Here is a 26,881-nt window from a genome sequence, read left to right as displayed (position 1 = left end):
GAAGTAAGCAAAATGAGTGGCGATGCAATTCGCCTAACGGAGGTAATACAGAATGTCAACAGTGGTTGTAGTCGGAACCCAATGGGGAGACGAAGGGAAAGGGAAAATCACGGACTATTTGGCGGAGTCCGCGGAAGTGGTCGCCCGCTACCAAGGCGGCAACAATGCCGGCCACACCATTCTGATCGGAGGCAAGAAGTACAAGCTTACGATGATACCGTCCGGTATTTTCAATCACGATAAAATGTGTGTCATCGGAAACGGCATGGTCATCAACCCGGCTGCTCTGGTAGACGAACTTCAATATATTCGCGACAACGGATTCTCGGTAGACAACCTGAAAATCAGCGACCGCGCTCATGTGATTATGCCTTATCATCTGCTTCTGGACGAGCTGGAAGAAGACCGCAAAGGCGCTAACAAAATCGGCACGACCCGCAAAGGCATCGGCCCTTGCTACATGGATAAAGCGGCGCGCAACGGTATCCGCATCGCGGACCTGATGGACGCGCAAGAGTTCGAGCGCAAACTCCGCCATATCGTCGAAGACAAGAACACGCTGTTGAAGCAGGTGTACGGACGCGACGGACTGGATGCGGATGCGATTCTGAAAGAATACCTCGGTTACGCCGAGCAGCTCCGCATGTTTGTAACGGACACGTCCGTGGTCCTGAACGATGCGATTGACACCGGCAAGCGCGTTCTGTTCGAAGGCGCGCAGGGCGTTATGCTCGACATCGACCAAGGCACGTACCCGTTCGTGACGTCGTCCAATCCGACGGCCGGCGGCGTATGTATCGGTTCCGGCGTAGGCCCGACGAAGATCAACCAGATCATCGGCGTAGCGAAAGCCTACACGACCCGTGTCGGCGACGGTCCTTTCCCGACGGAGCTAAACGATGCCATCGGCGACCAAATCCGTGAGACGGGCCACGAATACGGCACCGTTACCGGACGTCCGCGCCGCGTCGGCTGGTTCGACAGCGTCGTGGTCCGTCACGCCCGCCGCGTGAGCGGCATCACCGGCCTGTCCCTGAACTCCATCGACGTGCTGACGGGCCTGGAGACCGTTAAGATTTGCACCGGTTACAAATACAAAGGCGAGATCATCGAGCACTATCCGGCGAGCCTCAACATGCTTTCCGAGTGCGAAGCGGTATACGAAGAGCTCCCGGGCTGGAGCGAAGATGTTTCCAACGCGAAGTCGCTCAGCGACCTGCCGGAAAATGCGCGTCATTACCTGGAGCGCGTTTCCCAGTTGACCGGCATTCCGCTTGCCATCTTCTCCGTCGGCCGCAACCGTGAGCAGACGAACCTGGTCCGTCCGGTTTACTCTTAATCGGTTCTTTAAAAAATTGTATGGAAAGGACGATTTCTTAATCATCGTCCCTAAGACCTCACGCAGCCGGATATGCTTCCGGCTGCGCGGGGTCTTTTTCATTGTCCGAAAGGAGTGACCGGCGGGGGCCGGGTGACCACCTTCATGCGAAGTCAACCCGAGCTGCGAGCCGCGGGCTGGAGTCTCCGGTCTTTTTTGGGGAACAGCGGGGTTGATCCGGTTCTAAACCGTCAATACTGGTTTTATAGAGAAACCAGAATAAACGAGAAGTTTCAAGGCGGTGGACGAACGAATGAAATGGTTGGGAAGGCTGGGCAGGTGGACGGCCGGTACGGTTGTGATGTCTTTTTTGTCCATATTTACGACGTATGTGATTGTGACTACGATGGTAGATGAAGTGCTTAAGCAGTTTCAGCTGCCGCCGATAGGGAACAAGCTTTCCTTCTCTCAGATTACGGGGAAGCTGGGTGAGCAGTTCGGTATAGGCGCGGTAGGCAAGGGAGGTTCGGTCAACGATCGGGTGGAGCGCATAGCGGCTTCCTCGTCGAAGCCCAGTCCAAGCCCGAGTCCAACCCCCACCTCAACCCCCGGAGGAGCGGAAAAGCCCGTGACGGGCAGTCTGGACGGCTCTGGGATGCCGTCACCGTCTTCTTCCCCGGTACAGGGAGGCGTCTCTTCGCCGGAGCCGAGCGGAATGCCGGATGCCGTAGCCGTAATGGGCGAGCTGAAGGAGGGGCAGGCAAGCCGTGATCCGAAGGATGCGCAGAAGCGGGACGTGGTCATGTCGACGGATGACTTTTCCAAGAAGAAGGACGCTCTGTCGAGCGGCGACAAACAGAAAATCTTCTCTATTCTCGTCGCGAAGCTGCCTGCGGAAGAAGTTCAGAAGCTTTCCGCGATGGTGGAAGACGGCATTACAGCCGAGGAGCTGAAGGAAGTGGACAGCAAGCTGAAAAAATACCTGAATTCGACCGAATATGAACAACTTTCGGGGATTTTGAAAAAATATGGGGGCTGATTAAGCCCTTTTGAACCCCTTTCAACCCTGATTTATGAGCTTCTTCCAGGCCGTTCCTAATAGTGGCAACCCCCCGTTTTCTTGAAACCGCAAGAGAAGGTGTGGTAAATTATTAAGGAAGTTTTATGCGGTGGTAGAGTTAGAGATGATCGGCAGGGCCTATCATTCTCGTGCCACGTAAAGAAACAAACGGATAAGGAGAAGGATATGAAAGGTTTTAAAGCGGTAGATTGGGCCAGGAAGTTGTGGAATCAAAGCCGGGCTCAGTGGCATAGCTTGACCGGGAATAAAGCGGAACCTTCCACCGAACTTGCGGCTGGTCCGGCAGGGCGGGGAAAAGGGTTCTTCCTATATAGCGTCAGTTCCATAGCAATAGTCGGATTTTTAACCGTTAGCGGTCAGCAGTATGTCAAAGCGAATCTCGCGGACATTTACCCGGTCAAAGTCGGTCAGGAGACACTCGGTTATATCAGTTCGAAAGAAGTCTTGCAGGAGTACAAACAAGAACGTGAAGAAAAGCTGGGGAAGCAGTATCCGGATGTACATATGGCATTACCCGACATCGAAGAACCCAAACCGGAGAAAGCTTTCATGAAGAAAACGGACGATGGGAAGGTGCTCGCGCTACTTGACGAGAAGCTGAAGCCTATCGCATCCGGTGTAGAACTGGTCATCGAAGGCAAAACGTATGCGATCGTCAAAGATCAAGCCACGGCCGACCGTGTGCTGGCGGAGATCAAGAAGCCTTTCGAGCAGAAGGAAAAGGAAAGCAAGGTCGCCGTTCTGTCGGCGGACGGCAGTCCGTCTGCGGCTCCGACCACGGTCGAGAAGGTGGAATTCGTGCAGCAGGTCAAAACGGAGGAAGCCGTCGATATCCAGCCTCAGGATGTGATGAAGCCCGAGGAGCTAATCGCCAAGATCAAGACGGGCGGCGTACAGCCGACGAAGTATACGGTGGTAGCCGGAGATTGTGTGGGCTGCATCGCCCAGAAGCTGAACATCCCGAAGCAGGTGATTTACGACAAGAATCCTTGGATTCATGACGATATGATCCGCGAAGGCGATGTGCTCGACCTTACGGTCATCCAGCCGGATCTGTCCGTCAAGACGGTCGAGAAGATGGTGGAGAACGAGGACGTCCACTTCGAAACCGAAGTCGAGACGGATCCGACGATGAAAGAAGGCATTGTGGAGACAATCTCTCCGGGCAAGAACGGATTGAAGCAGGTCACGTATGAGCTGACGAAGATCAACGGCCAACTGACGGACGAGAAAATCGTCGGAGAAGATATCGTTGAACAACCGGTAACGGAGAAAGTAAGAAAAGGCACCAAGGTTGTAAAAGGGGAAGGCACAGGGACATTCGCATGGCCGGTTCTTTCTCCATCCATCACCTCTACGTTCGGTACACGTTGGGGCAAGATGCACAAAGGCATCGACATTGTAGGCAATCACACGATCATGGCGGCGGACAACGGGAAAGTGGTATCGGCCGGGTATAAATCGGATTACGGCAATTATGTTCTTATCGATCATATGAACGGGTACGAAACGATGTATGCTCACATGAGCAAGGTAGAAACCACTGCCGGCACCATCGTGGAAAAAGGAGAGCAGATCGGTGTCATGGGGAGCACGGGCGACTCGACCGGCGTTCATCTTCACTTCGAGATCCACAAAGGCGGCGGCCTGGAAAATCCGCTGAAATATTTGAACCGGTAAATCGCGATGCGAATCGCCTATTCATAGACGCAAGTTTTAAGAGAGATGTGGCCTCCCGGGCGGGGGCTATGTCTCTTTTTGCGTACAGGTATGCTACAATAAAAGGGTATGGTTTTCTAGGTGAAGGACAGGTGATGAGAGAGACATGTTCGGCACAAATGGCAAAATACTCGTGGTCGACGACGAACAACCGATTGCAGATATATTGAAGTTTAATCTGGAAAAAGAGGGCTACCAGGTCGTCTGCGCTTATGACGGCGGAGCGGCGGTAGAGCTGGCTTTTTCGGAGCGGCCGGATCTTATTCTCCTCGATCTGATGCTGCCGGTCAAAGACGGGATGGACGTGTGCCGGGAAATCCGCGCCAGGCTGAATACGCCTATTATCATGTTGACGGCCAAGGACACGGAGCTGGATAAAGTGCTCGGTCTGGAGATGGGGGCGGACGACTATGTGACGAAGCCTTTCGGCAACCGGGAGCTGCTTGCCCGCGTCAAGGCACATTTACGCCGCCAAAGCAAAACCACGCCGCTCGGACAAGCGGAGCCGGAACCGGAAGAAGCCAACGGAATCCGGCTTCACGGGCTCTTTATCGACAGCGACATGTATGTCGTCTACCGGGATGGAGAACCGCTGGATTTGACCCACAGGGAGTTCGAGCTGATCCACTATATGGCGAAGCACCCCGGCAAGGTGATGACGCGCGAGCATCTGCTTCAGGCCGTGTGGGGCTATGACTATTACGGCGATGTCCGGACGGTGGACGTCACGATACGGCGTCTGCGCGAGAAGCTGGAGGCCGATCCGAGCAAACCGGAGTACATCGTGACCCGGCGGGGGCTCGGTTACATGATGCGGGGAACGAAAAACGGAGGCTTCTAAGATGAAGGTGATCCGGTTTTTCCAATCCATCCAGGCGAAGCTGATTATTATTTACGTTCTGCTGATCCTGATCGCCATGCAGCTGATCGCGGCTTATTTCTATCAGACGCTCGACAGCCATTATAAAAATGAATTTCGCGATTCCATCAACAGCCAGGCTACGCTGATCGCGGGGCTGGTGGAAAGCCAGTATTTGAACGAGCCGAAAAACAGCGATACGAAGAACTTGTCGGAAGAGCTGACCTACTTCGTTAACAGCCTGTTCGCGCCGGGAAATACAGAAATACAGATTATCGACGCCGGCGGGGTTGTGCTCAGCACGTCGTTGGAAGCGAATAAACAGATTGTGAATCAGAAAACGACGAAGACGGAAGTGACCCGCGCCCTTCAGGGAATCCGGGATAACGACCGCATGTTCACGGACGTGGACAATACGCGCAAGTTCGCGACGGCCAAGCCGATCGGCAGCGGCGTCCGGGTGCTGGGCGCGGTGTATATCGTCTCCTCGATGGAGGATCTGTACAAAACGATGTCCAGCATCAACCGGATTCTCATTGTGGCGACGCTGATCGCCCTTGCGTTCACGGCCGGGCTGGGCGTCATTCTGTCCGGTACGATCACGAAGCCGATCAAGGAAATTACCCAGCAGGCGACGGCCGCCGCCGAGGGGAATTTCGACCAGAGCGTAAAAGTCTACGGCAAAGACGAGATCAGCCAGCTCGGCCATACGTTCAACTTCATGATGAACCGGCTCAAGGAAGCCATCTTCATCAATGAGGAAGAGAAGGAGAAGCTGGCCTCGATTCTGACGAATATGAACGACGGGGTGGTCGCCACCGACGAAGCGGGGCAGATCATCCTCATGAACCGCCGGGCGATGCAGATTCTCCAGGTTAAGGAGGAGCAATCCGCACAGCGGCACATTTCGGAGCTGCTCGGCCTCACCCGCGAGGAGATCGACCAGTACGTGAACGGCGAGCGCAACACGACGCTGATCGATGTGCCTCTGCCGGATGACGAGGACGTGCAGACCGTGCGTGTGACGTTCACGACGATTCACCGCAGGGGCGACGGCGTAACCGGAGCGATTGCGGTGCTCCAGGACGTCACCGAGCAGGAGAAGCTCGAGCAGTCGCGCCGGGAGTTCGTCGCGAACGTGTCTCACGAGCTGCGGACGCCGCTTACGACGATCAAGAGCTACCTCGAGGCGCTGGAGGATGGCGCGATGGAAGATAAGCAGCTCGCTCCGCGCTTCTTGAGCGTGACGCGCAACGAGACCGAGCGGATGATCCGGCTCGTGACGGATCTGCTCCACTTGTCGCGCCTGGATTCGAAGCAGGCGCTGCTCACGAAGGAGCAGACCGATATCGCCGATATGCTGGAGGAGGTAGCGGACCGCTTCTCCTTCCAGCTGCGGCAGAAGAGCATCCGGATCCGCATCGTGGCGGAGCCGGGAATCCGTCCGGTGGCGCTGGATCGCGACAAGATCGACCAGGTGCTGGACAACCTGGTCTCCAACGCGATCAAATATACGCCGGACGAGGGAGCCATCACCATCTATGCCCGGATGGCGGAGGGGGGGCAGCTCGAAATCTCGGTGCAGGATACGGGCATCGGGATTCCGAAGAAGGATCAGCCGCGCATTTTCGACCGGTTCTACCGGGTCGATAAGGCGCGTTCCCGCAACATGGGCGGCACCGGCCTCGGGCTCTCGATTGCCCGGGAAATAGTAAAAGCCCATGGCGGCGCCATGTCTCTGGAGTCCGAGCCGGGGTCCGGCACGAAAGTCACCTTTATGCTGCCGGTCCTGCCGGAGGAGGAGAATGCGTCATGATAGAGAAGCTGAAGTCGGTCACGCTGACCGTACTGATTCTGCTGAGTCTGCTGCTCAGCTATCTGCTGGCGTACAGCACACCGAACTACGAGCCGCTGCCTCCTTCCGAATATATTTCCAGCGAACTGGAAGGGACGAAGGCGAAGCTGGAAGATCTGCTGTTCCCGGATCAGATTGTGCTGCATTTCGGCAATCAGCAGCATACCGTCCTTTATCCGGATTCCACTTCGTACTCGACCATTTTCGAAAGCGTCAAACAGCGGAAAATGGAACGTTTCCGTAAAGTTATCTTGAATCAGGAACGGACGAACTGGGACGAAATCCGCGAGAAGCAGGAAGGCGTCGAGGTCCGCTTCCGGGACGGTCTTCCGCTGAGCGTGCTGCAGAATACGTTTCAGATCAAAGGGGATATCCCGGACGACACGGAGCTGATTACCCGGATCTGGATTTTCGCGAGCAGCGATAAAAAATCCGCCGGGACGTACTTGTTCACGGACTCCTCGAATACGGCTTTCGAAGTGCTCGGGGCCGATTTTACGGCGAAGGATGTAGAGAACTTTACGGCTATTGCCGGCACCAACCCTCCTTACGTGGCGGCATCCGGCGGGGAGTATTATTTGCCGGTCAATCCGCTTCCGGCGGCTTCCTATGACTTCGGTTATAAGGAGTTTCCGACGGAGAAGCTGAAAAGCAGCCTTTTCGCAGACCCTTCCTTAACGAGGAACCTCAAAGACAGGGACGGCTCGCAGATCTACACGGACGCGAAGCGGGGGCTGCAGATCAACCAGGAAAAGAAGTGGATGAAATATACCGATCCGCTTGCGGTAACGGACAGCAAGAACAGCATCAAGGAAAACCTCGATGCGGGGGTACAGTTTATTAACCAGCACGGCGGCTGGAACGGGACGTATACGATCAGCAAGCCGCAGCAGCAGCACGCTTTTTCGAATCAGATGTTTGTGTTCCGGCAGGTATACGACGCGTTCCCGATTCTGACCGAGCAGAAGGAAGGATACGGGGCCATCCATATTACCCTGCAAAAAGGAGTCGTCTCCAACTATGAGCGCTCCGTGGTTTATTCCGATTTGAAACTCATCAACCAGCAGAAAAGCGAGCTGATCGGCGGCGAAGCCCTGAACGCGAAGATTACGAATCATCCGAAGCGCTACAGTATCGTGAACGTGTTCCCGGCTTACCGGCCGACGCTGGGCGTCAAGACCGTCAATCTGTCTCCCGTGTGGGCGATCGAATTTAAAGACGGGACATACGAATTTTTTCGCTGAGTGTACGAGGAGCTTTTTAGAAGCTCAAGAATCAAAACAAGCAGATGAGGCGTTCACGCGACACGAGTATCTACTATTTTTACGGGAAGGAGGCTGCGCAGTTGAACTGGGGAAGAGCCAAAACCATTCTGATTCTTTCGTTTTTCTTTCTGAATGTGGTGCTGGGGTATCTCGTATGGACGGGAAAAGCGAAGCAGACCGAGCTGGCGACGGATATGACGGGTGTGCTGGAGGAGACGAACAAGCTTTTGAAGGGAAAAAGCATTCAGCTCAGCCACGAGCTGCCCAAGGAAGCGCCGAAGCTCAAGGAAATCACGTTTAAGTTCGTGGAGTCTTACCAGCCGAACGTCATACTCAAGCTTCAGTACCCGTTCAAAATCGCCAGCCTCCTGAACCGGATTTCTCCGAAGGACGATTTGCCGAAAACCGACATTCCCAAACTGGACGCGTACAAGCACGACCCGATACTCAGTAAGAAAGGGATGTACGTGCTGAACCAGATGTACAACGATTATCCGATGTTCGATGTTCAATTAAAGCTCTATGAAACCGATGCACAAATTACCAGTTACCGGCAAGCGTATGTTGAAGTAGAATCAGGTGGAGAGGACAAGGAGCAGAAGGTGATTCCGGCTTATATTGCGGTGCGCAGTCTGGTTGAGAAGTTTCTGCTCGACGGTTCGGTAATTACGGATGTAAGGCTCGGTTACCACGGGCAATTGTTTGATTCCCAGACGCAATATATGGTGCCGAACTGGCGTGTCACGATTAATAACGGCGATATTTATTATGTGCATGCTTTTAACGGGGCGGTCGAAATGCAGACGGCCTCGACGGAAGATGCAGCCGCGGATACTAAAAAGTAATCCGGTCTTCCGGGACGGGATTTTACGATAGAGGAGTTAACGCTTATGGGTTTACGATTTACGGTGCTCTCCAGCGGTTCGACGGGCAATGCGACCGTTATCTGCGACGGGGAAACGAAGCTGCTGGTAGACGCGGGACTCAGCGCCCGGAGAGTCGAACAGCTTATGAAGGAACGGGAGGTCAGCGGGGATCAGATCGACGCGATTCTGGTGACCCACGAGCATTCGGATCATATTAAGGGCCTTGGGGCCATTGCGCGGAAATATGATCTTCCCGTCTATGCCAATACCAAGACTTGGGAAGCGCTTGATAAACATATCGGTACGATAGCGGAACCGAACCGCCGGATTATGGAGACGGGCACGGAAGAGTACTTCGGGAACATCCGCGTCGAGTCTTACGGCATTTCCCATGATGCTGCGGAGCCGGTCGGATATTGCTTTCACAGCGGAGGCCAAAAGCTCGCCATGGCGACGGATCTGGGCTATATGAGCACCAAGGTCAAGGATGTCATCGGGGATTCCGACGCCATTATTCTGGAAGCGAATCACGACATCGAGATGCTGCGGATGGGGCGTTACCCGTGGAACATCAAACGCCGGATTCTGAGCGATCTCGGCCACTTGTCCAACGAAGCGGCCGGAGAAGCGCTGCTGGATATTATGACGGCCCGTACGAGAGCCGTGTATATGGCGCATTTGAGCCAAAATCATAACCTGATGGATTTGGCCAGGCTTACGCTGAATAGTGTATTAGAAGACCGGGGCGTCTCCCTCAAGGAGCGCAATATCCGGCTGATGGACACGTATTTTGACCGTCCTACGAAATGGGAGGAGCTGGGTACGGACTGAAGCTGTTGTCGAGCTTGTCCATCCGGTTTTGAAGCTCCTGCGTGGTTATTACGCCTTTATCGATCAGAACGTCAATGAGAGCGGTAAGAATGAGCGAATTGCGGTAATGGTCTTCCTTGAGATCGGCGAGCTTGCCGATGAGCTGGACTTCATCCAGGTGGGTGCGGATACGGTTATTCATGGAGGGTAGCTCCTTTACGGATTAGTGGGCCGTCCTTGGTCTAGCATTCTTATAAAACCATTTACTATTATTGTAGGCTGTTTGGCCCAAAAACATTCCTGTTTTCTCCGTGTTTTCCCGAATGAAATGCAACATGTACAATAATCCGCCGATAGAGCGAGAGGTGTGATCGCGTGAGTTTGTTCGATGACGATTTCTATTCTACGAAGCAGCGCAAGGATCGGCGGAAGCAGGAGGAGGGGGGCTGGTCGAAGGGAAAGCCTTTCTCCTCGGCAAACAGCCCTCTGACGGGTCTGAGAGGGCTCACGGACCGCGGAAGCCGCACGGTATGGCTGGCAGGAGGCACGGGAGCCGTGATCATGCTGCTCGTCGTCCTGCTCGTGCAGGCGCTGGCCGGAACCGGCAGCGCGAAGCCGGTGGCCTTGTCTCCCAAGCAGATGGAGGACTCCTACAACAATGCTGTCGTTCAAGCCGCGGAACGGGTGAAGCTGGCCATCGTCAGCATCGTCAATCTGCAGCCGAACGACAAGAACGAACTCAAGCAGACGGGCATCGGGTCCGGCATTGTGTTCGAGAAGAACGGCTCGAAGGTAAGAATCGTCACGAACTACCACGTGGTAGACGGCGGCAAGCAGTTCGAGGTTTATACGGCGTCCGGCGAGAAGAAGAAAGCCGAGCTGCTCGGCAAGGACCAGATCACGGATCTGGCCGTGCTGGAGACGGACGCGTCGAACTTGACGTCCATCGCGGAATTCGGCGACTCCGGCAGCCTGAAAGCCGGAGAAACCGTCATCGCGCTGGGCAATCCGCTGGGGCTCGGCTTCTCGCCGACCGTCACCAAGGGCATCGTCTCGTCGCCCAAAAGGTCTATCCCGATCTCGTTCGCCATGGACGGCCAGTACGATTGGGAGATGGAGCTGATCCAGACGGACGCCTCCATTAACCAAGGCAACAGCGGCGGCGCGCTCGTTAACCTGAACGGTCAGGTCGTCGGCATCAATTCGCTGAAAATCTCCGATATGGGCGTGGAAGGTTTAGGCTTCGCCATCCCTATCAAGGATGCGGAACCTGTGATCCGGTCGCTGATCGACAACCACAAAGTCATCCGCCCGCTGATGGGCGTGTCGACCCAGGAGCTGCAGCTTTTCCAAGGGACGGAGGAGCTTAAGCTGCCTGCCGACGTGAAGAGGGGCCTGATCGTCATCGAAGCTTCGGGACCGGCAAAGATCGCGGGCCTCAAAAGCGAGGACGTCATCGTGGCGATCAACGGAAAGAAGATCGAGACGACCGTCCAGCTCCGCAAATTTTTGTATAACGAAAGCAAGATAGGGGATAAAATTGAAGTTGCGTATTACCGCGAAGGAAAGAAGCAGAAGACCGAGCTGACGCTTGCCGAAGCGGGAGAGAATTAAGGGAAGAAGGGGCCGAGCAATGTATTCCGTCTGTAAAGAGCACCTGGAGCTGGCCATTGATGTATTCGTGGACGAATACGAGGACGCACCGGACATCGTGGATTTGGGCAAAGTGAAGTTCGCCGAGTGGGAGCCTCCCGCTCATTGCGAGCACTGCAAGGAGAAACCGCAGTATCTGGTCGTTTGACGAGTTGAAAAAGAGGCCTCTGCACAAGGTTCGCTGGAAGCGAGCTTGGCGCAGAGGCCTTTTTGGTGTGGGGGAGTGTAAAATATAGCGATGTAATTTGAGAAAACTTTCGGCTTCCATTAATATAGTAAATGGAAAAAATTTCTTGTTGAAGGAGTGTTGGGTTGAAACCTTTCTTAGAAACTTATAAAACAATTATGGTTCCTTCTACTGCGTTTTTTATTTTCGTCCTTCTAGGGATGGGAATTTTATTTTTTAAGCAGGATGCTTCCACTGAGGCAAAACGAAGCGCAAATCGGTATTTGACGGCAGTTATCAAACATAATGCGGAGGTGGTTGAAGAGAACGTGGTTTATGATTTGACGCTTACTCCTAAGGAAAGGTCAGACTTTAAAAATTACATTTGGGCAAATGATATCAAAGACTTTGAAATAAAAGACGCTCTCTTGTCAGAACCCGGTAGGTATGAAATGAGAGTTCTTATCATGAAGGAGGCTAGTCAGGAAGAAAGCAGGATTACGGTTGTAAAGGTGGACAGCAAGTGGAAGGTATTAATAAAAAAGCCCGTTTAATAAACCAAGAGACCGTAAAGACAAAAGAAAATTGTCCTGTACGGTCTCTTTTAGTTTCTTTTGAAGCCTTTAGAGTAATGGCTTACTTGGTGGTCGTGCGGCGCTGGTACTCCGCGATAATCGAAAACTCCTGCTCCAGCTTGCGGTAGACGCGGTCATAGAGATAGTAGAGCTCGATGTACGTAGGCGAAATCTCGATGTTCGGCTCCTGGCGCTCGGTAATCGGGATGAGCTTGTTCACGTCCTCCAGACGCTCCAGCGCGCCTACGGCGTACATAGCGAGCACGACGGCGCCGAAGCTGGAGCTTTCATGGCTCTTCGGAATGTGAACCGGGTAGCCGAACATGTCGGACATGATCTGGCGCCATTCCGGGGAGCGGGCGAAGCCGCCGGACGCCCGGATTTCCGTCGCCGGACCGGCCAGGTCGCGCAGGGCGATGCCGATGCCGTAGACGGCGAAGAGGATGCCTTCGAGCACGGCGCGGATAAAGTGCGGCCGCTTATGGTGCAGGCCGATGCCGAAGAAGCTGCCGCGCGCGTCCGCGTTCCAGTACGGCGCTCTTTCGCCGGACAGGAACGGCAGGAAGAGCAGGCCTTCGGAGCCCGGTGCGACTTCCTTGGCCGCCGCGATCATGACGTCGTACGGGTCGCGGCCCGTACGACGCGCTTCCTCGACCTCCGGCCAAGAGAACTCGTCGCGGAACCAGCGGAGCATAAGGCCGCCGTTGCTTGTGGCCCCGCCGATGACCCAGTGATTCTCCGTGAGCGCGTAGCAGAACGTGCGCTCCTTGGAATCGGTCATTGGCTTGGGCACGACGGTGCGGACGGCGCCGCTTGTCCCGATCGTGAGCGCGACAACGCCGGGCTCAACCGCACCGACGCCCAGGTTGGCAAGCGCTCCGTCGGCCGCGCCGATGACGAAAGCCACCTCGGGATCAAGGCCGAGCAGGTCGGCGAACTCCCGGTTCATGCCGCGCATGATGTGGGTGGTCGGAACCAGCTCGCTGAGCTGATCCTCGCGAATACCGGCGATGCGCAGAGCGTCCGGGTCCCAGCTCAGGGTGTTCAGGTTGAAGAGGCAGGTGCCGCCTGCGACCGAATGATCGACCACGTAGCGGCCGAAAAATTTGTAGAGAACATATTCCTTGATCGATATGTATTTAACGGCTTTCTCGAAAATATCCGGACGCTCTTCCTTCAGCCACATGATCTTCGGAAGCGGGGTCATCGGATGGATCGGGATGCCGGTTTTATGATAAAGCATGCTGCTCAGATTCTCGTCTTTCAGGCGCTGTACTTGGGCCACACTGCGGTTATCCGCCCAAATGATGCTGTTCATCAGAGGACGTCCGTCGGCGTCCATCGGAATGACGCTGTGCATCGCCGTGCTGAAGCCGATCGCTTCGAGCTGCTTGCCGTCAATGCCTGCGCGCTGAATCGCTTCCTTGATGGATTGAAGCACGGCTTCAAACATCAGGTCCGAATCCTGCTCCGCCCAGGAAGGCTGCGGTACGGCCAGCGGATATCCGGCTTCCCCGGCTCCGAGGAGGGTTCCTTTTTCGTTCGTGATGATGGTCTTCGTGCTCGTCGTTCCAATGTCAAGTCCCATGAAATAGGTCAATTCTAGTTCACCTCTGCGTCGGTATGGTCGATCTCCTTGCCTCAATGGTCAGCATCTCTATCTTCATTATAAGGCTTATCGGGCAGACTTTCGAAAATGCAGCTCTATTTTCTCTGTTCGGTGGCTGCAAACCGCACTCCAAGAGGGTTTTTCCGCGGCAGGAGCCCTGCTGGAAATTACCCCCTACTGGCATCATACCTGCTTGGGGGGAAACGTCAAGTGTGTTTTTTTCGGATCGGGCGGCGTGAAAATACGGGAAATGGCCGGACGGGTGTTTTTCGGAATGGGACCGGTTGGATTCGGGTTGGATTCGGGTTGGATTTAGGTGGGATTTGGGGTACAGTAAGGGAAGATTAAGCCAATGATCGGTAAAAAAAGGAGCGACTTCGCTATGCACATCACGATTGCCTCTGTCGGCAAACTGAAAGAGAAATACCTCGTCAACGGGATTGACGAGTACGTTAAGCGCCTTGGCCCGTATGCCAAGGTGCAGCTTGTGGAGGTGCCGGACGAGAAGGCACCGGAAAGCATGAGCCCTGCGGAGGAGCAGCAGGTGCGGGCCAAAGAGGGCGAGCGGCTGCTGGCCAAGCTCGCCCCGGACGCTTACGTCGTGGCGCTGGCCATCGACGGCGAGATGTGGACGAGCGAGCAGCTGGCGGGCTCGCTCGATAAGTTGGCCACCTATGGGCGCAGCCAGGTGGCCTTCGTCATCGGCGGCTCGCTCGGATTGTCGAGCGAGGTGCTGCGCCGCGCCGACGCGAAGCTGTCGTTCGGGCGCATGACCTTGCCGCACCAGTTGATGCGGCTGGTGCTGGTGGAGCAGGTTTATCGGGCGTTTAAGATAAACCGCGGGGAACCGTATCATAAGTGACGGCGAAAAATTGGGTCTTAGAGGATGGTGAAGAGCCTATAGAAATGGTTGCGGAGATTCAGCATGGTCACCAAGTTCCAACACTGATCCAGGTTACATTTGAATCTGGAAAGGCAAACTCTATGGCTTCTTCCCAAAGGTCTACGATGACATCGCAGTGCTCCTCACTAACAATCCTGAATAACTAACTTTCCGGTCGTCAGATCCTCATTCACAAAAGCAAAAATCGTTGGCGAGGCTCCCACCAGCAAGCAGAAAGGCTTGAAATTCGCATGCAATTGCAGCAACAACCGCCAGTTACTATCATCCGGCCAGCCATCGCCTTGGAAAAAATAGGGCACACCCCCGATTTTATCGCCGTCAACTTCATCGCTATAGACTTTCTGCTCATCCTTACTGAGCAAGATGTAGGAGTCGGAATCGAGAAATTCGGGGTCTTGGGCTTCTTGCAGCTGAGGGATGCCTTCATAAGATTCACCATTGTCATCCCACAGCGTTGGTCCGTTAGCCAATGGGGCTGTATCGATCAGAGGCTCGCCTCCGGGCTGGATAATGATCGCATTTTCACCACCATCCGGGTCGATAATATCAGGATCAAAGAAGCCTTCCTCCATATTTTGCGCATGTGTAACAAAGAGATAGGCCATCAGGGGCTTAGGAACTTTTGAAGTGGGGAAAAGTTGCGGGTTCAGCTCTATCTGACCGATAAACATCATCGGGCGCTTGTCCCACCCGCTGCTAAGCGGCCATTGCGGTTCTGTTAGCCACACTGGCTGTCCTCCGAATTTCGTTATGGGAGTCCGGATCGGTTCACTGGCGCGGGTAAAACTGTCGATCTTGTATTTCTTCATTATTATCATATCCCTTCGTTCTGGCATAACATTATTATAATGGATTCACGCTATTATTGTTCTTCCATTGAATCGTAACAAGTTTGTTATCAATCAGGATTGGAAAGCAGGACGTGTTGAACATTCATCTGGCTTTACTTCGTGACCAAACTACCCTTGCAAAGGTCATTTCCAAAAATCAGGTAAAAAGTAGGTAGACTCAGGACAAACGATCACTATAATGGAAATAACAAACATACATAAGAAAGCGATTAGGCCATCTATGAAGCTCAAAAAGTTGTCATGTACGTAAGTAAAAGCAACGAGAACTGGATCAGCGTCCTCCACGATTATTTTGTATGGGGCACTACGGTAATGATCTGTGACCTCGTTCCGTTAAAGGGCAGAAAATTCGTTGGCAATGCTATTCTTCCAAGAAAGGGGAAATATATGGGTTTCGAACTATCTGTTCAACTAAAAGGGTTAAATGACAAAATTATACCAGCATGGTTAGCTGAAATAAGGAAATTTAATATGGATGTAGATATATATCCGAATTTTTCATTCAATAATCATTCAGGATTCCTTCCTTTTAAGATAGTTACCTATGATTGTCCAAACAGGAGTTTGAATAATATCGAATTGCTAACGGGTTATGAATTGTTCGTTAATCGTATTGAAGAATCGATTAAGAGGCAATCCCTTTTTACAAAGTTGTTCAGCGGACAAAAACAATTAAGCCCAATTGAGAAAAAGCTAAGTGAGGCAGACACTGAAGTTATTTTTAAAATTAGTGCCCGGGATAGTTTTGAATTCAGAATAGGATGGTATTCAGCGGCTTCGCTCGCTTTATTATGTGATGGCGTATTAACCGACTTATATGAAGGTGTTCAGTTGGAAGGGCAGGAAATGATCAGACGCGCACATGAAGTTGTCTTGGAGGATGAAAGACTAATTAAAGAAAATGAATGGAGAGTACATGAATTTAAAGAATGGTTGGGGTAAAACGCAGGCTCCTCCAATTATTAGCAGATACATCTGCCAAACTGAACTGGCAAATTATCGAAAAATAATAGATTCAATCTGTACGAAGGAGCATGCCGCGGCTGCTCCTTTCGTAATTTTCGCCGTTAGCCCCGTTAAGCTGAACCGTATCATAAGTGACGGCGAAAAATTTAGTGTGGCCCCCATTATGGCGTGGACACTGTAAACGGTATACACATGTAGTGATGTTAAGATTAATCTAAACTTGCGCCTTTGTTTGCTGATTCTGATAATCAGTAGTCGTCTGTGACAAAACAGCTTTAAGGCAGAGCCTTCAACACAACATTTTTAAATAAATTCTGAATGTCAAATGACATTCGTCAAGGTTGCCATAATTCAGGAGAAAAAAGCTTGGAAAAATGAAAGATTCTTCAAATACGATGATTTATAATGAAGAATTAGGGGTGATAGATTACAATGAACCAAGACAGTAAAATAGAAGTAAGAAAGAGTATTTTATATAATTCGTTGAATGAACTTTTACGTAAAAAAATGCCAGCAATTTGCAGAGATATAGAAAAAGCTATTTCTGACAGAAATTACACTGATGTGATGAATAATATTGTATGTTTGCTTGAAACACATATTTGGGGACAAGACACTCAATGGAGAGTTGAAGCGGAGGTCGAATGTTATCCTTGTCATGAAAGTGGAAGACCTTTTGCAATTGGTGGATTTGTCTTTCTTGAGGAAGTTGCGGGGCAAAAAATTATACATTTTAAGACACAAATGTATAATAGCTTTGATGAATCAACAATTAAGAAGAAAGATACAATAAAAATTAATTATGATAAAGTCAATGATTATGAATTTATACAACCATTTATTCAAGAGACGGAAGAATTTTTAGACCAATTTTATAATGTTTTTATGACAGGTTCAGATATTTTTGTTCGAGAATGGCGACTAGCAAAATCAGAACAGGAAAATTTGTAACAGAAAAAGACTCCATGAATAGCACTGCTAATAAGCATCTGAGATCATTTCCAAATGGGCAAATTCTTCTAAAGAAAAGGCTGTATTTATAAGAAGAATTGAATCAGGGGATGAGCCTTGTTTTGTGGGAGACAAAATTTACAGAAGAATTGAGGCTCAGACAGTCGAAGCGACAGGAAAAGATGTATTTCAAATCGGGAAATTATTTTAAACAGATAAAAGGCACCCGGAAGCACAGGTGTCTTTTGTTATCGTTACTGATAGTATTAGGACATATATTTTAGAAAATACATGCTTCAGCGTTGCATAAAACCTTAAGTCCGTCACGGCGTTCTCCTTTTCGTCACGAGTGATCTTCCATTGCCTCCCTTGCTACTTGCTGTGCATAGGCTTCACCAAGTAAAGAGCGATTTATTTTAGTAAGTGAATCAATTTCATAAATCGAAAGCCTTACTGGGCTTGAAATTTTAAGGCATAAAAAAAGGAGTACCTCCCCAAATCTCGAAGTGTTTAGTGCCACTACCACACACTAGAGAGAGAAAGGAAGAACTCCAGATGTATAGTATTCGACATTACAACCATGAACGCATTCATTCATCAATCGGATACAGCACGCCATCTGATTTTGAATGCCAGTACTACTTTAATACGTTAAATCATTAAATTTTGTGTCTGCTATCTTGACAGAGGTCCAAAGATAACAAAAGTAAATAAAACACGGATTTTATTAGATTGGAATGATAACATGAATTTAATGGAACTAAGAATACCACAAGGTTTCGCTATTTATTATAATAGGTTTTATGATGTTGAACCGATATCAGACCCCAATGAAGATGATTTCTTAACAAATTGGACATTCTTTACACAAGACCTACTTCAAATAAGTAAAATGGAACTTGAAAAAGGGAGTTGGAATGTACCTAAAGATGAAAATAGAAGGATACATATTCTTTTAGGGTGGCATCCAGATTCAAGAGCGAGCGGCGAGTATGGATTAGCAATCACTAATGGGAAATGGGATACGCTAATGGAAATTAGTTCAAGGGATAGGTTTGAGATAAAACAGACACTTGAAAAATGGTTAGAAAAGTTGAACGAAGATCAGAATTATTTAAAAAATGGTTGATGTTTAAGTTGACTTAAGCTTTATTTATCTTTAGAGGAAAAAAGGTTTAAGTCATTTAGAAGTACAAAGGCTCAAAAAGTAGCTGCTTAACTTCAATTTTCAAAACGATGTTTATATTCGGTTGAGCGGATCACTGAGAAAATGATTTATGAAATTGATTCACGTCAAAATTTTCTTCAGTATGTGTGGCGAATGCTCAACTAATGGAGACGTTTGCTCAAACATTGGATGCCGGCAATCGGCAGCCTTTCGCTTAAATAACGGTCAGGATAGCAAAAAATAGGACGAAATCCTCTTTTACATCATGTATCAATAATTGGTAAAATTGGCATATGAAATAGCATGGGAGCGGCATGTTGCTTGTACTTCTTCGCGTTTCTCTTAAATCCGGAAAATAGAACGGAATTCAGTTTAGTATGTTAGTATGACTCTAGCCAGAGGTGAAGCTGAATGATTGACATGCAGTATATAAACGGTCTTGAGACAGAGATGGATATAATGAAGCTTGTAGATAATTATAATGAAATAAAATCAATCCTGCAGCAGTACCCTCAGGAACAGTGGTCATATGAAATGATTTTAGCATATGCAAGGGCACTGAATTATCTGCAAGATTATTCTGAACAGACCAATCCATTTGAGCAAGCATACGGGCTGTTGCAAACTGTTTCTGATAAGGGAAATACGGACGCTGAATGGCATTTAATAATGGCTTCTGTTAGTTTTAATCTACAACTTTACGCTGAGGCAGTAAAACATGCTGAACAAGCAAATACTATTATAGCTGGCTGTGCTGATGATATGCTTGCGCTGTACTCACAATATGACTAGTAGAACGCTTCTGAAATAACGTTCATGTTCAACTATCGCTCCAACCCATGTTTCCATCGAGAAGGAACCCGAATTAAGAGACACGCTAATATATTTTTACTTGAGTCGAGAACGTTGGGAACCATAGGTATCATTGTTACTCCGCAATCGGCAGTATTTTGTTACGCTAACGGGTACGTTAGTTGAATCAAGTTTGCAAAGGCCGCCGATTTACTTCGGTGGCCTTCCGTGCTTATCAAGCAGATTTGATCAAAACCGTAGGCTGGGTAAAAGGTTGGCAATTATGCGCCGTTGCCCTTTTTTCGCCGATAGCCCCGTTAAGCTGAACCTTATCATAAGTAGGTAGTATATGGTGATTGTTAATGAATATCATCAAACTTAGCTTTGTTACCAAGGGTGGTATGTTTTATTGGATAAGACCAAAGTAATGGCTTGAGAAAAGCCTTGAGTAAGATGGGCATAAGTGTTAATGATGAAGTTAAGAACTTTGCTATAGGCTATAATTTTACTTTTGAATCTATCCAACTATTACATGAGTTTAATTTTGATGTTGTTGCTATTAGGGAGTTTCCTTGGACTGACGAAGGGTGCAAATCAATTAAGGGAAGCAACAGATGAAATGAAAGGAAACCATACATAAAAACCACTCCATTGTAAGGAGTGGCTTTGTTTTATATGCTAATGTATATCTTATTATCAAAATAAATTTTGTGCTTGGTGTCAGTACGGTGAACCTTATCATAAGTGACGATAAAAAATTGGGATTGTTGGTTAGTGACCTGAGTACCGACTCTGAAAGAAATATACAAAATGGATATATGGATATATTTGCCGGTTCAATAAGGAAAACATTCCTAAAGGTTTACCTAGAGTTACGGGTCTTTATAAAGATGAAATGGTATCAAAGGGCTGTATTCCCAATTATTTGCCGGAGTTCATTGCGATTGAAGTTAACAAACGAAATAATAATTAGTTACCCCTGGACAAAGGATCTGAAAGTAAGCTTCCAGATCCTTTTTGCTTGGAGGGCAATTTCAAAAGTTTCATCCGTAACAAGGTTTTCGTCTGTCGCAATTATCATGTAGTTTTCGATACTTTGAGATGATTAAAGAATTTCTCAGAGAGGAAAGTAAGGAACCCATGCTAGGTTGCCCAAATCCCGCTTAATCGCGAGACTAGTCCCGCCGCAGCGAGAACAACTCCCGCAGCGCATCCGTCGACAGCTCGGTAATCCAGCCCTCCGAGCTGGAGATGACGTTGTCGCTTAGCTGCTGCTTGTTCACCAGCATCTCGTCGATGCGCTCCTCGAGCGTGCCGAGCGAGATGAATTTATGCACCTGCACGTCGCGCGTCTGGCCCATCCGGTAGGCGCGGTCGGTCGCCTGGTTCTCGACGGCCGGGTTCCACCAGCGGTCGAAGTGGAAGACGTGGTTCGCCGCGGTCAAGTTAAGCCCGACGCCTCCCGCCTTGAGGGAGAGGATGAACACGTTCGGCTGCTCGGACGGCGGAAGGTCGCGGGACTGGAACCGTTCGACCATCCGGTCCCGCTGCGCCTTCGGCGTGCTGCCGTTCAGGTATAGCACGGGTTCGTCCAGCTCGCGCTGCAGCACATCCTGTATCATCTTGCCCATGCCGATGTATTGCGTGAAGATGAGGCAGCGCTCGTCCGCCTCGCGCAGCTCCTTGACCATGGCCAGCAGCCTCTCCAGCTTGGAGGAGCGGGCGACGATCGCCTCCGTATGTAGAGGGCCATCCTCCAGCTCCGTTCCCATATCCTCATCCAGTAGAGCTGGATGGTCGCAAGCCTGCTTGAGCCGCGTCAGCGCCCCGAGAATAGCGCCTTTGCGCTGGATGCCGTCGAGCTTCTTCAGCTTCTCTAGCAGTTCCTTAACGCAATTGTCGTACAGGGCGGCCTGCTCGGAGGTCAGTGGAACATACGTCTTCATCTCGTTTTTGTCCGGCAGGTCGAGCTGGATGGCGGGATCCTTCTTCTTGCGTCGCAGCATGAACGGTTTCACTAGCCGCTTTAGTTCAGCCGTGCGACGCCCGTCCTGCTCGCGCTCGATCGGAGAGGCGAACCGTTCCTGGAACGACTTGGCGGCCCCGAGATAGGTGGGCACGATAAAATCATAGATGGACCATAGCTCCGCCAACCGGTTCTCGATCGGCGTCCCGGTGAGCGCGATGCGATGGAGCGCGGGAAAGCTCTTGACCGCCGCGGCCTGCCTGGTCCCGGCATTCTTAATGTTCTGGGCCTCGTCCAAACAGACGGCGCCCCATTGGAATCCGGCGAGCGTCTCCTGGTCGAGCGAGGCGGTAGCAAAGGAGGTCAGTATGACGTCAACGCTGCGGGCCTCGTTCCGGAACGCGTCGCCGTTCTTACGCCCGGAGCCGTAATGCATGGCCACTCGCAGCGACGGGGCAAAGCGGGAGATCTCCTTCTGCCAGTTGCCGAGCACCGACGTGGGGCAGACGATAAGCGAAGGGAGCCCCATCCCCTCGTCCGCCTGTTCCTTGGCGTAGAGCAGGTAGGCAATCAACTGGACCGTCTTGCCGAGGCCCATGTCGTCCGCGAGACAGGCCCCGAGCCCGAAGCGGCGGAGAAAAGCCAGCCAGGTGAATCCGTCCTGCTGGTAGCTGCGCAGCTCGGCACGCAGACCGGCCGGCGGATCGAGCCGCGGCCATTCGCTCTGCTGATTAATCTTGGCGAATAGCCCGGTCAAATGCGCGTTGAGCTCGACATCGAGCTCAACGTGAGCAGCATCGGTCCCGAATGTCTCCGCGCCGGCATCCGTGGCCCCGCCATCCGCGCCGGCGTCCGTCTCGGCCTGCGAGAGCAAATGCAATTGCAGTACATCCTGGAAGCTCAATCCCTGGCTCTTGTCCATGCCTTCCATCATGCGGCGGATCTGGGCAATCAGCGCCGGGTCGAGCACGATCCAGCGGTCCCGGAACTTCACGAGACGCTCCCCTCGCGCGAGCAGCTCGTCGAACTCCTCCTCGTTCAGGTCGGCGCCGCCGATAGAGATGCGCCAGTTGAAGCTCAGAATCGCTTCCAGCCCGAATAAAGACTTGATGCCGCCACGCTCTTTGGACTCGTCCTCCGACTGCACCGCCGCGCGCAGCCGCGGTTTCTTGCGGCTGGCGGCTTCCCACCATGCGGGCAGCAGCACCTGCCAGCCGGCTTCGAGCAGCCGGCGGCTGTCCTCGTTCAGAAACCGCCAGGCCGCCTCGTCGTCAAGCGGCTTGCCGAGCACGTCCTCGCCGCGCGACAGCCGATCGTGCGGAAGGCTGGCTCGCAGCCGTTGCAGCCAACCGTCCGAGCGGCTGCGGATAGCCTCCGCCCATGCGTCAGGCCACTTGCCGACCGCCGAGCCGTCGTCGCCGAGCCGTACTCTGCGGAGCTTAGCCGGATCGCTCTTGTCCTGCAGCACGAACCGCAGCCGCCAGCGGGAGTGCTCGTCGCCCTCACATGGCTCCAATAGTTGCAGCAAGGGGCGGAACGGCGCGACATCCGCTTTCCAGCCAATCTGCACGAGCCAGCTCTCGTCGTCCAGTCCCGCCGTCGCGGCCGCCGCATTCTCGCGCGCGAACAGGGCCGGGAATTCGCGGCGCAGATCCGCCTCGTCCGGCTCCGTTCCGTAGAAGCGGCTCATGACGGCCGCCGAGAAGGCCGCCTTCAGCCCGTCGCGCGCCTCATCGCTCCAACTGCTGTTCTTCAGGTCCAGTTCGTCGCGGCGCGCCTGTCCGAAGGTCGCACCGACCGCCGCCGCATCCCAGCTCCAGCGCAGCGAGCCGCTGCGGTAAGCCGCAAGATCGGGCGCGTACAGCCGCTTCTCCAGGCATTCGGCCAGCAATGGCGCCAATTCGGCCAAGCGCGCGGCATCGTCTTCCCACTTCCACTCCATATGCGCCAGTAGAGGTCCAGATGCAAAGAAGGGGATGACCTCTTCGGCGGGCAGCACAATGGCTTCGAGCTCCCCGACCTTGACGAGCTCCAGCTCGGTGCCATAGAAGGACGGCTCGTGCCAGGCGAACAGGCGATGCTTCAGTTGAAGCCCGGTCCACTCCCGCAGCGAATCCGGGTCCGCGAAGAACAACGCGTCGCCATGCGACGTCAACACCATTCGAACCGCGATGGTATCCAGATTATCGATCGTCGTCGTCATGGAATCAGCTTTCCTTTCCGCAGCTCTTCCTGGAGGGCCCGCAGCCGGCTATGCCGGCTCACGAATGTCTCTATGTACACGTCCCACCGCTGCTCACGCTTTAGCTTCTTGTACAGCTTGGCCAGCCGTTTGAGCAGCTTCACCGCTCGCTTGTAGCCGTGGCGGTTTCTTAACAACACGTATTTCTCTGTGCCTTGGTGGTAGAACGGCAGCAGCGCCTCCGGGGCCTCCTTCTCGATGGGCTGCAGATCCTTCGCCCGGAAGTCGAGCGGATCGCTGCCGAGGCTAAGCTGATAATCAACCCACTGACGCCAACGGCCGAAGCGCATCAGGCTCTCCTCGTACAGGCTGCTGGAGTAGGGAAGCAGGCTCGTAATCGCGCTCCACATGTTCCTCTCGGCCTCCGGCAATTGTCCGACGACGGCTTCCCAGTAGCGTCCATATGTATCCAGGCTGCCGGGGCTGCGACCGACCCGCTCGGTGGCGCAATGGCTTAGCCAAGCCTCTAGCCGTATCCATTCGCCAGCCTCCTCCAGCACGCGCAGAAAGCGGAACACATGCCCGGGATTTAGCCGATGCCGCTCCGCTGCTTCGAGCAGCCGCCAAGCAGCTTGATCCTCTTGAAGCCAGAAGTGAATCCAAGCGCGGGCGACAAGCGGGAAGAGCTTATTTTCCTTGCCGAATCCATCGGCCAAATGGGACAGCTCCTCCTTAAAGAGGCGAGGGCTGTCCGCATCGGACGATACCAGGATCAACCACAGCTCCACATAGATATCCAAATAGGCTGGAGGGAACCACGCATTCGCCTTTACCGTTTCGCGGATGTAAACGGCCGTCTCCAGCAGTCGCCCTTGATGCTTGACCGCGATCTCCGGCGGCAAGCTGCTATTGAGGTGAGCCTCAATCGTATCTATCGTCTCGGATGCCGCCACCTGGGCGAAGTAGCCCGAGTGGCGGTCGGTCGATTGCTTGCGAAGCAAAAACAGCCCGATGTTCAGCTCGAGCAGCCAGGCCTCCTCGGGTGTCAATTCGGACAGAAAGAGACGCACTTTGGAGCGCACTTCGTTACCGTAGTTTATTTGAAACGGGCTGCTCGCCGCTCCCTCGGCGCAGCCTGCGATCAGGCCCTGACACTCTTCAATGCTCAGCTCGCTCAGTCGATTTGACTCGGTTATCGTCATAATGCCGGACATTCCTTTCTTGAGCTTTGGCCGCTCGTAAATCCCTCCCTTCATTATAACGATAAATGGTAAAGATGGCATACAGCCCAAAGACCATTGATCTAAGACCCAATTAACGTCGGCTTAAAAACGACCACCCGCCACAATGACAGCTAATCCGATAAGGACCACAAGGGATACAATGGGATTGAAGTTGGTTGTAAACAGTGTTACTCTAACAGCGGTAAATTCAAAATCTATGGTTTGCAATACATCTAATAGCCACTATTTTAGTGATAAAGAAAGGTAATACTATGATAAAAGTCGATAACTTATCCTTCTCGTTTCCGCAAAAAGAACTATTTAACAACATTTCATTTACGTTAGAAGAAGCACAACATTGCGCTTTTATCGGAACAAGCGGCAGTGGGAAAAGCACATTGATAGATATACTGATGGACCCGGAAAGATATCTTTTCGATGGTAAATTAGAGATGGACCCCGATTGTACAATTGGATACGTAAGTCAGTTCTCAGAACTAGACAACACGAAAGAAACAACCGTTTTTGAATATATAGGAGAACCATTTATAAAGCTTCAAAATGAAATTCAATCGATTTGTACGGAAATGGAGACCTCAACAGATATAGAGCCGTTACTGGAAAAGTATCAATTCGCTTTAGACGCATTGGATGCTATTGGTGGGGATGATTTTGAAAGCAACATTCATAAGCAGCTAAATGTAGCAAACCTTATGAAGCGAAGAGATAGTAAGGTAGCCGACCTGAGCGGCGGGGAATTCAAACTTATTCAAGTGATGAAGGAAATGCTTAATCGTCCCGACATATTGATTATGGACGAGCCTGATGTATTTCTAGACTTCGAAAACCTAAATGCGCTTAAAAAACTTATTCATTCGTACAAAGGCATACTACTGGTTGTTACGCACAACCGATATCTATTGAATCATTGTTTCAACAAAATTATACACCTTGAAAATAGGGAGATCCAGGAGTTTGATGGGCGATATATCGAGTATAACTTCTCATTGCTTCAGACAAAAATGGAGCTGCAAGAGCTCGCGGTCGCTGAACAAGAAGAGATGGAGAGAAACGATACGATCATCAACAATCTTAGAGTTATCGCAACTTACAATTCAGACGCTTCGAGAGGGAGAGCGTTAAAAGCTAGAGTTAGATTTCAAGAAAGACTGGAAGCGCGTCGAATTAAAGCGCCATTCGTTGAAATTAAACAACCGAATATCAGTTTTGGTGTGGATAATGAAATGGAAGACGCTATTGTTGTAAGTGTCCATCATTATAGTGTTGGCTTTGATGAGCTGCTGCTAGACAATGTTAACTTTGAGATAAAATCTACGGATAAAGTAGCTATTATCGGCGCAAACGGTACCGGGAAAACGACCTTACTTCGAGACATCTTTAAAAATAATCATGCTTCCATTGAAATCAATGCTGATGTTAAAGTAGCTTATTTGTCTCAGCTTCAAGGTGAAATGCTAAAGGACGCTAATACAATACTAGAAGAATTCATCGATGCAGGGTTCAAAACTTACGATGAGATCGGATTGTATCTTTTCAACTATGGCTTTGAAGGAGAGACCCTTAGTCAAAAGATAGAATCTCTATCTGGTGGAGAAAAAAATTTACTTCAATTGGCTAAGGTTTCCGCCAGTAAAGCAAACGTATTGCTTCTTGATGAACCGACAAGCCATTTAGATACCTATACACAACTAGCACTGGAGAAAGCCATTGAAAAATTTAAAGGCGCGATTCTCATGGTTTCCCATGATTTCTATTCTGTTGTAAATGGTATGGATTATGTTTTAATTATTGACGATAAGACGATTAGAAAAATGACTTTGCCAAAGTTTAGACAGATGATTTATGATAGTCATTTTGATAAAGATTATTTAGAAACGGAACAAAAGAAAAAATCAGTTGAAATGAAAATAGAATTGGCTTTAAAAAATACTGATTTTGAACTTGCAAAAGGATTGGTAGAGGAGCTGGAAGAGCTGATTAAATGGCTTTAAATGACAACCCTCGAAGTGAGGTCAGTTAGCAATAAAACATCATGATAGTGGAAAAATATCAATGATGTAACCCAAACAAACCACTCCATT

Annotated in this window: 22 protein-coding genes and 1 pseudogene; 18 read left to right on the top strand and 5 right to left on the bottom strand. The window is 51.1% G+C overall.

All coding sequences use genetic code 11. The annotated features are described in order from the left end of the window. Positions 1 to 52: 52 nt before the first annotated feature. The 8 genes from PCH01S_RS28360 (at position 53) to PCH01S_RS28325 (ending at position 9,794) form a co-directional block, all read left to right on the top strand. Positions 53 to 1,339, top strand: coding sequence for an adenylosuccinate synthase (locus PCH01S_RS28360; RefSeq protein WP_042235627.1), 1,287 nt, complete (start codon positions 53 to 55; stop codon positions 1,337 to 1,339). Positions 1,340 to 1,631: 292 nt separating this feature from the next. Further along, on the top strand, positions 1,632 to 2,357 hold the full coding sequence (locus PCH01S_RS28355) for a hypothetical protein (RefSeq protein ID WP_042235624.1): 726 nt from the start codon (positions 1,632 to 1,634) through the stop codon (positions 2,355 to 2,357). Positions 2,358 to 2,564: 207 nt separating this feature from the next. Next, entirely contained in the window at positions 2,565 to 4,079 is a 1,515-nt protein-coding gene (locus PCH01S_RS28350) for a M23 family metallopeptidase (protein ID WP_042235620.1), read from the top strand. 145 nt (positions 4,080 to 4,224) lie between these two features. After that, complete coding sequence (gene yycF / locus PCH01S_RS28345) at positions 4,225 to 4,959, top strand: response regulator YycF (protein ID WP_009673491.1); 735 nt, start codon at positions 4,225 to 4,227, stop codon at positions 4,957 to 4,959. Position 4,960: 1 nt separating this feature from the next. Then, positions 4,961 to 6,793 (top strand): cell wall metabolism sensor histidine kinase WalK, encoded by a 1,833-nt coding sequence (gene walK / locus PCH01S_RS28340; RefSeq protein ID WP_042235617.1) that lies wholly within the window; start codon positions 4,961 to 4,963, stop codon positions 6,791 to 6,793. Continuing rightward, entirely contained in the window at positions 6,790 to 8,076 is a 1,287-nt protein-coding gene (locus tag PCH01S_RS28335) for a YycH family regulatory protein (protein ID WP_042235614.1), read from the top strand. Before walK ends, PCH01S_RS28335 begins: the two co-directional genes overlap by 4 nt. Positions 8,077 to 8,177: 101 nt before the next feature. Then, complete coding sequence (gene yycI / locus PCH01S_RS28330; RefSeq protein WP_042235611.1) at positions 8,178 to 8,942, top strand: two-component system regulatory protein YycI; 765 nt, start codon at positions 8,178 to 8,180, stop codon at positions 8,940 to 8,942. Between the two features lie 45 nt (positions 8,943 to 8,987). Continuing rightward, complete coding sequence (locus tag PCH01S_RS28325) at positions 8,988 to 9,794, top strand: MBL fold metallo-hydrolase (protein ID WP_042235608.1); 807 nt, start codon at positions 8,988 to 8,990, stop codon at positions 9,792 to 9,794. Here the strand turns inward: PCH01S_RS28325 and PCH01S_RS28320 are convergent. Next, on the bottom strand, positions 9,763 to 9,975 hold the full coding sequence (locus PCH01S_RS28320; RefSeq protein ID WP_042235605.1) for a hypothetical protein: 213 nt from the start codon (positions 9,973 to 9,975) through the stop codon (positions 9,763 to 9,765). The two genes, PCH01S_RS28325 and PCH01S_RS28320, sit on opposite strands and share 32 nt — an antisense overlap. A gap of 173 nt (positions 9,976 to 10,148) precedes the next feature. Between PCH01S_RS28320 and PCH01S_RS28315 the strand changes: the two genes are divergently transcribed. The 3 genes from PCH01S_RS28315 to PCH01S_RS28310 all read left to right on the top strand — a co-directional run bounded on the left by PCH01S_RS28315 (position 10,149) and on the right by PCH01S_RS28310 (position 12,146). Next, positions 10,149 to 11,387 carry a S1C family serine protease gene (locus PCH01S_RS28315; protein ID WP_042235603.1) on the top strand — a complete coding sequence of 413 codons (1,239 nt, stop codon included), beginning with the start codon at positions 10,149 to 10,151 and terminating at the stop codon, positions 11,385 to 11,387. Positions 11,388 to 11,406: 19 nt separating this feature from the next. After that, entirely contained in the window at positions 11,407 to 11,574 is a 168-nt protein-coding gene (locus PCH01S_RS30055; RefSeq protein ID WP_084706695.1) for a CxxH/CxxC protein, read from the top strand. A gap of 164 nt (positions 11,575 to 11,738) precedes the next feature. Next, entirely contained in the window at positions 11,739 to 12,146 is a 408-nt protein-coding gene (locus PCH01S_RS28310; protein ID WP_042235601.1) for a DUF4878 domain-containing protein, read from the top strand. A gap of 82 nt (positions 12,147 to 12,228) precedes the next feature. Here PCH01S_RS28310 and PCH01S_RS28305 read toward each other — a convergent pair whose 3' ends face one another. Next, positions 12,229 to 13,755 carry a gluconokinase gene (locus PCH01S_RS28305; protein WP_042235719.1) on the bottom strand — a complete coding sequence of 509 codons (1,527 nt, stop codon included), beginning with the start codon at positions 13,753 to 13,755 and terminating at the stop codon, positions 12,229 to 12,231. A 403-nt stretch (positions 13,756 to 14,158) separates the two neighbouring features. Here PCH01S_RS28305 and rlmH point away from each other — a divergent pair, with 403 nt between their 5' ends. Continuing rightward, on the top strand, positions 14,159 to 14,638 hold the full coding sequence (rlmH, locus tag PCH01S_RS28300) for a 23S rRNA (pseudouridine(1915)-N(3))-methyltransferase RlmH (RefSeq protein ID WP_009673450.1): 480 nt from the start codon (positions 14,159 to 14,161) through the stop codon (positions 14,636 to 14,638). Positions 14,639 to 14,805: 167 nt separating this feature from the next. Here the strand turns inward: rlmH and PCH01S_RS28295 are convergent, their stop codons facing one another. Continuing rightward, positions 14,806 to 15,489: a DUF1963 domain-containing protein gene (locus PCH01S_RS28295; protein WP_042235599.1), complete on the bottom strand. Its 684-nt coding sequence runs from the start codon at positions 15,487 to 15,489 to the stop codon at positions 14,806 to 14,808. Between the two features lie 429 nt (positions 15,490 to 15,918). On the opposite strand from PCH01S_RS28295, the gene PCH01S_RS28290 reads away from it, so the two are divergent. The 5 genes and pseudogenes from PCH01S_RS28290 to PCH01S_RS31570 form a co-directional block, all read left to right on the top strand. Then, positions 15,919 to 16,473 carry a hypothetical protein gene (locus tag PCH01S_RS28290; RefSeq protein ID WP_129112444.1) on the top strand — a complete coding sequence of 185 codons (555 nt, stop codon included), beginning with the start codon at positions 15,919 to 15,921 and terminating at the stop codon, positions 16,471 to 16,473. A gap of 456 nt (positions 16,474 to 16,929) precedes the next feature. Continuing rightward, positions 16,930 to 17,448, top strand: coding sequence for a hypothetical protein (locus PCH01S_RS28280; protein WP_042228745.1), 519 nt, complete (start codon positions 16,930 to 16,932; stop codon positions 17,446 to 17,448). A gap of 745 nt (positions 17,449 to 18,193) precedes the next feature. Beyond that, positions 18,194 to 18,577 carry a hypothetical protein gene (locus PCH01S_RS28275; RefSeq protein ID WP_042235590.1) on the top strand — a complete coding sequence of 128 codons (384 nt, stop codon included), beginning with the start codon at positions 18,194 to 18,196 and terminating at the stop codon, positions 18,575 to 18,577. Between the two features lie 450 nt (positions 18,578 to 19,027). Next, on the top strand, positions 19,028 to 19,408 hold the full coding sequence (locus PCH01S_RS28270; protein ID WP_042235588.1) for a hypothetical protein: 381 nt from the start codon (positions 19,028 to 19,030) through the stop codon (positions 19,406 to 19,408). Positions 19,409 to 20,276: 868 nt separating this feature from the next. Then, positions 20,277 to 20,381: pseudogene (locus PCH01S_RS31570) on the top strand (DNA alkylation repair protein); the annotation flags it as partial. 202 nt (positions 20,382 to 20,583) lie between these two features. On the opposite strand, the gene PCH01S_RS28260 reads toward PCH01S_RS31570, so the two are convergent. Together PCH01S_RS28260 and PCH01S_RS28255 are read right to left on the bottom strand one after the other, a co-directional pair. Continuing rightward, complete coding sequence (locus PCH01S_RS28260) at positions 20,584 to 23,577, bottom strand: DEAD/DEAH box helicase (RefSeq protein WP_042235584.1); 2,994 nt, start codon at positions 23,575 to 23,577, stop codon at positions 20,584 to 20,586. Beyond that, the gene (locus tag PCH01S_RS28255; RefSeq protein ID WP_042235717.1) at positions 23,574 to 24,758 is read right to left on the bottom strand and encodes a hypothetical protein; all 1,185 of its coding nucleotides are present in this window, start codon (positions 24,756 to 24,758) and stop codon (positions 23,574 to 23,576) included. The genes PCH01S_RS28260 and PCH01S_RS28255 overlap by 4 nt, the downstream gene beginning before the upstream one ends. A gap of 293 nt (positions 24,759 to 25,051) precedes the next feature. Here PCH01S_RS28255 and PCH01S_RS28250 point away from each other — a divergent pair, with 293 nt between their 5' ends. Next, positions 25,052 to 26,791: an ABC-F family ATP-binding cassette domain-containing protein gene (locus tag PCH01S_RS28250; RefSeq protein ID WP_042235582.1), complete on the top strand. Its 1,740-nt coding sequence runs from the start codon at positions 25,052 to 25,054 to the stop codon at positions 26,789 to 26,791. Positions 26,792 to 26,881: the final 90 nt, after the last annotated feature.

Origin of the sequence: Paenibacillus chitinolyticus NBRC 15660 (genome assembly GCF_000739915.1) — a bacterium.
In the GTDB taxonomy this organism is placed as follows: domain Bacteria; phylum Bacillota; class Bacilli; order Paenibacillales; family NBRC-103111; genus Paenibacillus_F; species Paenibacillus_F chitinolyticus.
Note: the sequence above shows the minus strand (reverse complement) of the source record. Positions and strands in the feature narration are given on the sequence as shown.